The organism is Streptomyces sp. NPDC048290 (assembly GCF_040652095.1).
GTDB lineage: Bacteria > Actinomycetota > Actinomycetes > Streptomycetales > Streptomycetaceae > Streptomyces.
Genome location: NZ_JBEZLM010000045.1, coordinates 25,631 through 36,585, shown reverse-complemented (window position 1 = coordinate 36,585; position 10,955 = coordinate 25,631). Strand labels below are relative to the sequence as shown.

Sequence of the window (10,955 nt, the reverse complement as noted above, 5' to 3'; positions counted from 1 at the left end):
CATACGAAGCGAGAAAGGCATCCGCTGGGGCGGACGCCCCCTCACCACCGCCGCCTGACCAACCCGGCGAACCTATCCGGTCACAGCACTAGCGATCCAGCTCGGCAACGTTCCACTCCCGAGGCAGGTCCTCGCCGCAGAAGACGCAGACGAAGTCCTCCTCCCGCACGATGTTCAGCTCCCGGCAGGAGCAGCAGCACCGGAAGACCACCTCATGAGTGAAGCCGGACGGGCGCTGAATCCCGATCCGGTCCAGGGCCTCGGCCACGGCCGGCCATGAGATGACGTCCGGGCAGTATCCGGTCGACTGGTTGCTGACCTCCTCGACCTCCCACCGCCCGGACTCCTCATGGAAGCTCATCTCGCCGGCGCTCAGCACTTCTTCGCCGCCGGCGCACACCACGTGCTCGCTGCGGCGCGGAGCCAGCCGCAACATCCCGCCGGCATCGACGACGAACGTGAACGGCTCGGCCAGCTCATCCAGGGTCAGCCCCGAGGCCCACACACCGAAGTCCACCGCCGAACGCACGCTCCGGCCCTCGCCACCCGCCCGGACGAGCTCCTTCAGCTCAGCCGGACCCACATACCAATACATCCGCCCCCGGGTATCCACGATCACCAACCTAGCCCCTCACACAGCCAGGACCTGGGGAATTACCTGACCACAGCCCTTGGGGAATTACGTGACCGTCCACAGTGATGAGAACCATCACGTCGTCGTCACCGGGCAGAGGGGTGGAACCACACCAGCCTCCTGAGACTAGCCGGACAAACCGGGATGTCTCACCTCATGCTGACAGAGAGGGAAGCGCCGGGCGGCCAGGACCGGCGCGATCAACTCCCGGCAGGCATCGGCCAGATCACTCGGATGAGGGCGACGTGGCGACGGTCAGCCATGACCTGGAGATGCCGCCGTTCGGGGGCGTGCGCCCAGGCGCGTGTCCCACCGTGCCGAAGCACGGGACGCACCTGGGCGTCCTGGAATGGGACAGGCGCAAGCTGCTCTCCGGCCCAGGCGTTACACATGGAAGGCAGTTACAGGTCTGCCCTCAGCTTTCCTTTTAGGATGCCTGCAAGAATTTCTTCCCGTGCGGATTCCTCAGCGGCCAACTTCAGTGGGGTGAGGCGGTCCCACAGCTCTTCGATCCGGGGAATCTCCTCATACCAGCTGTTGTCCGCGTGCTGGTTGATGCGATTCATGATCTCGCTCAGCCGGAATTGTTCACCCAGGTGCTCCTTGGGATCTCGGCAGACCAGCCGGTAGGTGTGCAACAGTGCGGCCAGTGCGGGTTCCAGGGCTGCCCGCAGCATGCCTGCGTCGACCAGGACGGACACCGCACGGGAGAGGAGAAGCGCTGCGGCGTGATCGTGGTCCGGGGGTGTGTCATCGAGTTGGTGCCATGCGTCCAGGGCGTGTCGGAGACTTTCGAGGAATTCAGGCATCCGTCCGTCGTCGGCCTGGCAGATGCCGAGTTGCAGCGTGTCGCGAACGATTCCATTGTTGGTGTCGCTGGTGTCGATTCCGAGGCTTTTTCTGCGCTGTGCTATGCCGACGGCTTCTCGAAGCGCGTGACATGCCTCTTCATATCTTCCCAGCTGTTTCTGAAGGTTGCCGAGGCCGCTGAGCGCGCTGATCAGCAGGGGCTCGTCGCGATAGGGGTTGCGGAGAGCCGCCAGCCGGTGGCCTTCGACCAGATCCGCCCCGACGTGCGAGGCTTCGTTGAGCCGTCCAGCGGACGCGAGTGAAGCCACGAGGTTGCCGCGCAGCAGGTTCAGCGTGAACTGCTCATCGGGACGGGCGCTGTTCAGAGCCTCGTTGATCGCCACCGCGCGACGCAGTGCCTTGATCGTGTCGTCGACGAGTCCGAGGCTGTGGCACATGTCGGCGAATCCCTGATACTGGAACGCGAGTGTGTCCAGATGGCCGGGGTCTTTCCGTGCCTCGGCCTCCATCAGGGCGATGCCCTCCGCCCACGAGCGCACAGCCTCCTGATGCCTTCCGGCGGAGCGAAGGTAGGAACCGCTGCCGCACAGCGCCAGCGCGTACTGGACATCGCGGCTGGAGTGGGATGGGTCCAGGTCCCTCCAGATCCGCAGCCTCTGCTGATGCGCGTCCAGGGCCGCGTCGTGGCGGCCACCGCGGCTGTGGCTCACGGCCAGAGAGGACAGCGCGAGTGCGAGCCGAACCCGCGCCGCAGTCGTTCCGCCCAGCGCCTCATGGCGGCATGCCTCCACGAGGCGCTGGGCGAGTCGCAGATGGAAATCCTCCACACCACGGCTGCTGAAGCGCTCGGCGACCTGAAGATACTGGAGCACGTCCATACCGAGGTCGACGTGGTCCACACTGTCCCGCAGCGCCTTCTGGATACGAGACGTTCGGGCTGTACGGCCCGCGAGGTGTTCGGCGGTGGCCGCACGCACCAGCACGGTGAACGCCCGGATCTGCTGGTCCGCGGTGCACCGCGCCAGGAGCGTTGTCAGCGGAAGCGGCTGGTCGAAATCGAGCAGCACGCGGCCGACGTGGTACTCACCTACACGATCGGGCTGGATCGCGCCCCAGTAGCCGTCGGGGCCGGGTGGATAGAGCGTGCGCAGCCACGCCGCCACCAAGGGCGTTTCCGCGGAACAGAGTTCGGGGAGGGCGCTGAGGGCAGCGACGGCCTCGACCGGGTCCGCGGCCCCGCAGAGCGTCGCGACGGCCGTGGCGCGCTGGACGGTGTCGTTCGGGAGTGGCGCGAGCCGTTCCCCCGCCCTCACCCAGTAACGCTGTTCGTGGCGGAGCAGGGTGCCCTCGGCAGGCTCGTCGTGTGGCGTGGTGACCGGGGCCTTGCCGCTTTGCAGAAGCGTGACCAGCGCGGTCATGTGCAGCGTGAGCACCGACTCGTAGGCGGCACAGTCCAGGTCGCCGGGGGCACGGAGGGCAGCGGCGAGCGCCCGCCATCCGGAGGGCGGACGGCCAGGGAAGTCCGCTGTGGCGTCCAGGACCTCGGAGAGGTCGACGAGGGCATCGTCGAACAACCCCGTACGAGCGCCCGCCGGGCCGCTCTCCGGCGCGAGGGGCGCCAGCTCGGTGACCGGTGTGCGGGCCAGGATCTCGTCGGCGTGGGAAGCGGCCAGCCCGTCGGTCCGCCACCTCCCGTCATCCCGGGCCAGCAGCAGGATCCGGGTGCGGTGCCGGCAGCTGCGGAGATGGTCGATGACCTGCCGGACCAGCATCGGACGCGCGTCCGCATAGTCGATGACGACGAGGAAGGGCAAGGCGGTCCTCAGCGACTCCAGCTCCGCCGAAGCGAGGTCGCGCAGATCACCTCGCAGCTCCCCGGTGACCCATCCCTTCGCGCGCAGGCCCTCGCTCAGCCGGCGGGCGAGGCGTGACTTGCCCTGTCCGCCCGGTCCCGTCAGGACCCTGACCGAGAAACCGCCGGTCTCCTCCTCGCACCAGCCTTCGAGCGCCCGCAGCTCCTCCTCCCGGCCCTGGAAGCGCACCACCTCGGCGTCCGCCCGCAGCAGCATCGTCGGTGACAGGACGCTCCGCAGCCGTCCGGCCGGCTCCAGAATCGCTGTGGGTTCGGCAGGTTCCACAAGCGGCACCCAGGCGCTGCGCTCGGTGACGATCCTGGTGAACTCGTCGTCCGCGAGGAGCACAGAGACGGGTGTGGCGGTCAGCAGGCTCCCGTTCCTGGCCCGGACGTCCTCCCGGATCACACCGCAGAGCAGATCGCCCTGCGGGCTCTCGACGATCACCCCCGCACCGGACATGCCCGACCAGCCGGATGCGGTGCGCCCGGCGTCCACCCAGCGGGTCGCGTCCGAACTCACCACCGTGTACCGGCCCGCCAGCGACCCGGTCCCCGGCAGAATCCGCCCGCTCAGCTGCCCGTCAAGGCGCTCGCCGGAATCCGCCTCCCTCTCCATCCGTGGGAAACCCGCCACGGTGACCTCGTGGGAGCGGGTACCGATGATCCGTCCCCACCGCTGCGGCGCCCTCGCCCGGACACCGGCGAGCGACCGGGGATCACCCCAGCGGGGACCGACACCGTCCTCCGGCAGCGGGTCGATCTCTACGAGCGCCGCGTCGGCACCGGCGTCCCCGCGATGCCACACCACCTTGGCGGCGAACCGCGCCTTCCCTCCGTCCGGACGGCACACCGACAGCCGTAACCCCTCCGACTGCACGGCCTCCCGGACGACATGCCCTGCCGTCAGCACCAGACTCGGAGCCACCAGATAGCCCGACCCGAAGGTCGCGCCTCCCCGCCGGTGAACCCGGATCTGAACCCTCCGGTCGAACTCCACCATCCCCCCTCCCCCTTCGACCCGTCGGACCTACTCCGGTTCGAAGTCGCTGACCGGGAGAGGAGCACCGTCCGGTCCCTGGGGATTGAGTGTCACCGTGACCGTGTGGGTGGCCCTCCTCGCCCGGTCAGCCCTCCCATCGGCACTGACCACCGAGAAACGCAGCCCACCGCCCACGCTCTTCGCCCTGGTCAGCTCCAGCCCGATCTCCAGAGTGACTTCCCCCACCGAGAACAGCACACCGTCGTGCCCCTCGTCCGCCATCCGCCGCTGTGCCTCGACGAGTTGCCCGCGTATCAATGCGATCGCGTCAGCTACGTCCAGCGAATCGCCCTCGCCGCTCCTGGTCACTGCTTCCCCCACTCGGTGCCTCGTGGAAAACGTCCGCAACACGATCCCACACAACATCCCCGCCCGGGTCGCCATGACCGGCCTGGGCGGATGCCCGGAGCAGGGCGCACGACCGGCCGCAGCATCATCTGACGGAACGCACACTGTCCTGTGTCACCGAGTCGTCTCTGACGCGGTCGCTCTAACCTGCGATGAGGAATCTTGAGTGGCGAAGTGACCGTGACCCGCAGGTGCCACCGTTCGGAGACGCGGAGAGTTCTCGCCAGTAGATCTCGCTGAATCGCGAGGATGCTTGGCGAGTGCTGCTGCGACGAGTTCGATGGCATCGGGGTAGATCGCGGCGTCCGTGTAGGTGACGAGTTCGGTCGAGATGGTCGATGATGCGGTCGGCTGCGGACTTGGACACCCCGAACAGCGGCGACAGTTGGCGCAGGGTGAGGTTCGTCCGCCAGTACGCGGCGACCAGCAGCACGCGGTCCTCTAGCGGCAGGCTCCACGGCCGGCCCTTGCGCACCGGATCCGCACCCTCGCGCCGGAGCGCGGTGATCAGCTTGCCGAACTGCCGCGGGCTGAGCCCGCTGAACGGGGCTATCCAGGAGGGCTCCGAAGCCGTGATCACACCAGTCACTGCGTGATCATTCCACTGCTTCAGGTTCTCCATTGCCGGCCTGCGCCTGGCACTCGCCGACGCCTCAGGCAAGCCACACCCCCGGATCACCGAAGACCCCACCGGTGGCACAGCACCAACTTTGACGCGCGGCGTCGATCTTCTGTTCGCGACAACCGACCTCTACAACAGGGGCATCCCGCTGCGGCTCGCCGCCCAACGCTACAAGTTCCGCCGCAGAGACCTCCGCAGGAACCTGCAACAGGAGAAACCCCGCCGACTCTCCCGCAACATCCCCCGCTGGGACACCACGCGCCGCGAACTCATCAGAGCCATGGCCGCCAGCGGCCACACCACGACGGAGATCTGGGCTCTGATGATGGACGAGCACGACGCCCCGCTCACCTACAGCGGGCTCAACGCCTTCCTCGCCCAGGAGCGGTCGTCCCCACCCACATCCCCCCACCCGGCGGGCGGTGACGAGTAGAACCGCCTGATCAGAACGTGGCCTGCTCAGATCAGCGCTGGGATCCGCTTGAAAACCAGTGACTCGAAGCTGACGTGAACGTCTCGGCGTCCCCCTTGCCAACCGGGTCCGCAACGGTGCTTGGCAGGCACCCGTTGTCAGCGCGATTCTGGGGGATGCTCGCCGACCTCCTCGGTGCCGCCGACGGCATCGCCCACCGCTGGCACACGAGGAACGAAGGCAGCCCACGCCAGCTTCCTCCGAGCCGCTCAATCCTGTCGGTCCCTGAGTGAGCCGCAGCCGATGCGAGCACGCGTCAGGATGTGTCTGGTGAAAGGCTGTAACCCGGTTGGGTTGAGTTAGCGGCGGCCGGCGGAGAGGTCGGCCGCCGAAGGCGACCTCGAAGGCGTTCAACGCGGCCTTCCAGCACCTCATAAAGCGCTGTCGGCATTCACCGGTCGGGTCGAGGGACATGAACGCCATGAAGACGTACCGCAGGGCCACCGGCTCAATCGGGGTGGTCGGGTCACGACAACCTGACCCGACCACGTATCTTACGAGGCTGGGACGATGAACTTCCAGCCCTCGACTATCGCCTTGGGGCCGACAACGAGGACGTCGGAATCGACGTTGTACCGAACGTACGCATTGCCTTTGAAGAACCAGACATCGTCCCCGCCCGCGCCGATGGCGGTATCAATGCCATAGGCGAACCCGGTGTTTCCCAGCGGGGGCCAGCCTTCAGCGATCGGTTTGGCACCGCCGTTCAGCACTTTGTCGGTGCGCAGGTCGTAGCGGACGTACTGGTCGTCCTTGAAGAACCAGGCCTCGTGCGGGTTGCCCGATACAGCGGTGGCGACGTCAACACGGTCGAAGCCGACGGACTTGAGCCCGGGCCAGCCGTCCTCGATGGGGGTGGGGTTGACCTTGATCGTGTCGTTGTCGAGGTCGTACCTCAGGTAGGTGTGGCCGTGGAAGAACCATGCCTGGTTCGGCTGGCCTTCCTGTGCCGGCATGGGCAGGGCCGCGTCGATCCACTGGTTGAAGCCCGCAACGGATGCGAGTCCGGGCCATCCGTCCGTGAGGAGGGTGGGCCGTTTGGTGATGGTGTCGTTGGCCGCGTCGTAGCGCAGGTACCAGTCGTCGTGGAAGAACCAGATCTGGTCGGACAGGGTTGGGTGCGGCAGGGCGGCGTCGATTCGGTCGACGAACTGCTTGGCCTGGAATGGGGCCCAACCTGCTGGAACTTGTTTGCGGGTGACGATGGTGTGGTTCTTCCGGTCGTAGCACATGTACTCATCGGCTCGGAAGAGCCAGACACGATCGGGGTTCCCTTGGACCGCGAGGGCGGCGTTGATCCCCTGAGCGAACGGGGTGTTGGTGAGCCCTGTAAGCCAGTCCTTGATCGCGGTGGGCCCTTCCTTCGTGTCGTCGGCGAGGTTGTAGCGTACAAATTCGCTGTCCCGGAAGAGATAGACCACGTTGGCGCCGCCGGGGTCCGCAAGAGCGGCGTCGAGGTAGTCGACGAAATTGGTGTCTTGTAGTCCGGGCCATCCGTCGTAGATCTCTTTCGGTCCGCGGATGACCTTCTGCTGCTTGGGGCTGTAATGCACGTACTGGGAGCCGCGGAAGAGCCAGACTCCTTCTTGCAGGGGGATCCCGGATGCGGCGTCTACTCCGTTGGCGAAGTCCGTCTTTGCCAACCCGCGCCAGGCGGTGCGCAAGGGGGCTGGCCCGGAAAGGATCTTGTCGGTGTTGCAGTCGTACTTCAGGCACTCGTTGGACCTCAGGAACCATGCCGTACCGTCGGGAGCGTCGGCCGCCGCATCGAGAATCGGGTAGATGCCCCGGAGCTGGCTTCCCGCGCCAGCTGCCGGCTTTTCGCTCACTGCGACCCGGCTACCGCCGCCGGCGGCACGGTGCCAGAGCATGATCAGGAGAACTGCCGCAATGTCCTTCACGGTAGCGAAGGTCTCAGTGCCGATGGCGAGGGGCTGAAGCGCGCGAGGGTCGGGGGGAGTAAGCGGATCGGCGTTAAGGCGCTGCAGGAAGCCGCCGATTGTGTCCCAGTTTCGTTCAAGCTCGACCATTTGCCGCCTGTCCGCTTGGGATACGGCCTCAAAAGCGTGCCAGGCATTGTTTACGGTTCGGGTGATCCAGCGAAACCGTAGGGCTTCCGAGATCATCTCGGCAATTACGATCACCGCGTCTGCCCGGCTCGGCGCCGGGGTCTCCGGGTTCACTCGCCGGATTGCGTCCGCCAGACTCTGCTCGCTTATCGTCACATTCCAGCGCGGGTGGCGTGCAACCGATTCCAACCTCTGGTAGTTCTCCTCGAGCTCGAGGCTGCGGAGGCTGATTCCCAGGTCCAGGCCGCTGACTTCGCCCTGTCCGCCCGTGAAGTAGTAGAGCACTTCTGGGGCCGATGCTGGTCCGATGACGGGTGCGAAGCCGATGCCGTAGAGGTTGTCCCGTCGGACGTAGTAGTCCAGCGCAACATCTTCACTTGCCCGGATGCGAACAGCAAAGGTGTTTCCTCGCGACCCTTGCGGATGGCTGACGTCGGTCCGGTAGACTCGACGGCCCTCGAAATCAGCGGGCGTCTGGCCCGCCATGATTGCGATTATGACGGATTTCATGAATTCGCTGTACGCGCTCCCGCCACTGCCGTCGGCGGTGATCGGAGTCAGCGGGGCCATGATGCTCTCCTGTCGATGCTGGGGCCGGACGGCCCGGGTAATGGGGCGATAAGCCCGGTGATTGGATTGCGCGAGCTGCTGTGGCATTGCGGCCACTCTTGACGATCTCTTTGATTGGTTGCCGGTTGGGCGGTGGTCCATCGGTGGCTTTCGAAGGTTCCTTCGACAACGACGGCCCCGTTCCGGGGTGCCGTCAACGAGCCCCGATTCGTGTGAAAGCCAGTCGGGCAGGACGACTTCGCAAGTGCCCGGTGGCACCGGCGCGATGCCCGGGGTACTCGGCGTAGGGGTTCGCACGTCGACGAGCGGCGGGACGGGGCTTGTCCGTCTTCAGTGCGGCGTCCTTGGGTCCGAACTGGTTGGGCCGGGGACTTGGGTACCGCGGGCCATGCAGTGCGCGAGGTGCAAGGCGGTCGCTGGCCCGCCGGAGTACTGGCCGGGAAAGCAGCAGCGGGTGATCTAGTGCTCTGACCGCATTGGTTCGCCGGGTCGTTCAGGCTGCGGTGGTGAGCGGGCGACCGCCCCAGCGGATGCCCTTCTCGCTGCGGATGCGGGCACGTTCCTTGCGCTCAGCGGCCAGGACGTCGCGGTGGCGGGCGTTGGCGTTGCGCCAGCGCAGGTAGGCGTGCAGGGCACGGGTCTGCACGGTGTGGTTGGGATGGTTCGAGTTGGCGATGGTGAACTGCCGCAGCGGACCGAAGTGCGCCTCGATCGGATTCGCCCAGGAGGCGTAGGTCGGGGTGAAACACAACTCGACCTTGTGTTTCTTCGCCCAGCGGTGGATGCCGGCGCTCTTGTGGGCGGACAGGTTGTCCATGATCACGTAGATCGGGGCGCCGTCGGGCCGGGCGGCGCGGATCGACTTCAGCGCGGCCAGCGTGTGCGCGGCGCCCTTCCTGCGGCGGTTGACGCCCCACAGGCGGTCGTCGCCCACTGAGTAGCAGCCGTGGAAGTAGCGCACCCCGTGGGTGCGGTGGTAGGTGGCCGGCACCCGGTCGGGACGTTTGCGTGCGGCCCAGCCCGATCCTGCGGTGGGCCGGATTCCGAGCGGGCCGAACTCGTCGAAGGCGAACGCGCGGTCCGGGAAGCGGTCAAGGACCTCCTCGATCCGGTCCATTTTCGCCTCGTGGTCCGGGTCGGGGGACTCCTTCCAGGTCTTGGTGCGCTGGAAGGTGGCGCCGCGGCGGGCGAGCAGGCAGCGTAACGCCTCGCGGCCGATGAGGATGATCCGGCCGTGCACTTTGCGCAGGTAGGCGACGAGCTTGCGCAGCGACCAGCGGGTGAAGGGCTGGCCGAGTTTGGCGGGGCGGGTGGTGGCCGTCTGGATGACGAAGTCCTCGTTGTCATCGCTGAGTCGGCGGGGACGGCCTCCCGCCCACCGAGGGTCCAGACAGGCCAGGCCGATCTCGTTGAACCGATGGATCACGTCGCGGACGGTGTCCTCGTCGGCCTGGACCAGCTGGGCGATCACCGGCACCCGGTTCCCGCCGGCCGAGGCCAGCAGCATCATCGCGCGCCGGTAGCGCACCGAGTTGGTGCTGCCCCGACGCACGATCTGCCGCAGTTTGTGCCCCTCATGGTCGGTCAGTCTGCGCACACGGACAGGCTCGGCCACTCACGCCTCCAGCAGTCGTATCCGACGTCCCCCACCAATCCAACCGCCACGACCACCGACCCGGCGAACCTATTCGGTCAGGGCACTAGCGATACCGACGGGCAGACCCGGCCCAGTGTGTGCCTTTGTAGGCAAGTGGCCTAGAGCGTCAGGCAATTGGAGGTTTAGCAGCCCGGGATGCTCTCCTGTCGTTGAGTCACTCCTGGGCGGCGACAGCGGTTGGCCCTGGGGCCGCTCTGTCTCGGTGAGGTCGGAGTTGCAGCGGCGGATTCCGGCTTGAGCAGCCCGCCCCATGTTGACTCCGCCCGTCGGGTTGCTCACCCGTGCGACCTGCAAAGTCAGGGCGGGCACCTACGCACCCGGACAGGAACAGGGACCGTGCTACCGGGTCGGTTTGCACCACAGCCACGATCCTGGCGGCTGATCACTCTGCGCGGCTGGCGACCACCCAGATTGCCGGCGGAGTCAAGCTCAGGCGAGTCGTTTGCCGAAGAGGTAGACGGAGGGCGTTCCCGTCCCGGCGTGCGTCAGGAGGTCGTCGGTCAGCTTCTCCCACCCGTCAAGCGTGGAGCTGTTCGACAGGGTGAGCTCCTCGATCGGACTTCCGTGGCTCGCATCCCGCGTGTACGAGAGGTAGCTCTTACCGGTGGGTGCCTTGCCGGAGGCGTCGATGTCGTATGACGCCCGGGTCCAACCGTCAGGGATCTTGTCCGTGGCTTGGAATCCGGTGATGGGCAGGTCGGCGCCGTTGGGCTCGACGACGATGAAGAGGGTGTCCCCGCCAGCGCCCTTCCGGATGTCGGAGTCTCCCTGATTCGGCCGGTGCACGATCTGCCACCCGCTGGGAACGGGGTATCCGTCGCTGTAGTACGGCAGCACTATGGCGTTCGTTATGGGCATCATGAGCTCCTTTGTCTGCTG

At 66.6% G+C, this 10,955-nt stretch carries 7 protein-coding genes and 1 pseudogene; 1 reads left to right on the top strand and 7 read right to left on the bottom strand.

The window, feature by feature from the left end; translation table 11 throughout:
- Positions 1-88: 88 nt before the first annotated feature.
- The 4 genes and pseudogenes from AB0D49_RS40650 to AB0D49_RS40635 form a co-directional block, all read right to left on the bottom strand.
- Complete coding sequence (locus AB0D49_RS40650) at positions 89-613, bottom strand: hypothetical protein (RefSeq protein WP_362768946.1); 525 nt, start codon at positions 611-613, stop codon at positions 89-91.
- Positions 614-1,035: 422 nt separating this feature from the next.
- On the bottom strand, positions 1,036-3,915 hold the full coding sequence (locus AB0D49_RS40645) for a hypothetical protein (protein ID WP_362768941.1): 2,880 nt from the start codon (positions 3,913-3,915) through the stop codon (positions 1,036-1,038).
- A gap of 411 nt (positions 3,916-4,326) precedes the next feature.
- Entirely contained in the window at positions 4,327-4,647 is a 321-nt protein-coding gene (locus AB0D49_RS40640) for a trypco2 family protein (protein WP_362768938.1), read from the bottom strand.
- A 367-nt stretch (positions 4,648-5,014) separates the two neighbouring features.
- Positions 5,015-5,275 (bottom strand): annotated as a pseudogene (locus AB0D49_RS40635) (transposase family protein); the annotation flags it as partial.
- Positions 5,276-5,396: 121 nt separating this feature from the next.
- Between AB0D49_RS40635 and AB0D49_RS40630 the strand changes: the two are divergent.
- Positions 5,397-5,741, top strand: coding sequence for a hypothetical protein (locus tag AB0D49_RS40630; protein WP_362768935.1), 345 nt, complete (start codon positions 5,397-5,399; stop codon positions 5,739-5,741).
- Positions 5,742-6,274: 533 nt separating this feature from the next.
- On the opposite strand, the gene AB0D49_RS40625 is transcribed toward AB0D49_RS40630, so the two are convergent.
- From AB0D49_RS40625 to AB0D49_RS40615, 3 genes are all read right to left on the bottom strand, one after another.
- A complete protein-coding gene (locus tag AB0D49_RS40625) occupies positions 6,275-8,419 on the bottom strand; it encodes a hemopexin repeat-containing protein (RefSeq protein ID WP_362768932.1) in 2,145 nt (714 codons plus the stop codon).
- A gap of 493 nt (positions 8,420-8,912) precedes the next feature.
- Positions 8,913-10,034 (bottom strand): IS630 family transposase, encoded by a 1,122-nt coding sequence (locus AB0D49_RS40620; RefSeq protein WP_362768929.1) that lies wholly within the window; start codon positions 10,032-10,034, stop codon positions 8,913-8,915.
- A gap of 471 nt (positions 10,035-10,505) precedes the next feature.
- Entirely contained in the window at positions 10,506-10,934 is a 429-nt protein-coding gene (locus tag AB0D49_RS40615; protein WP_362768927.1) for a hypothetical protein, read from the bottom strand.
- Positions 10,935-10,955 lie beyond the last annotated feature (21 nt).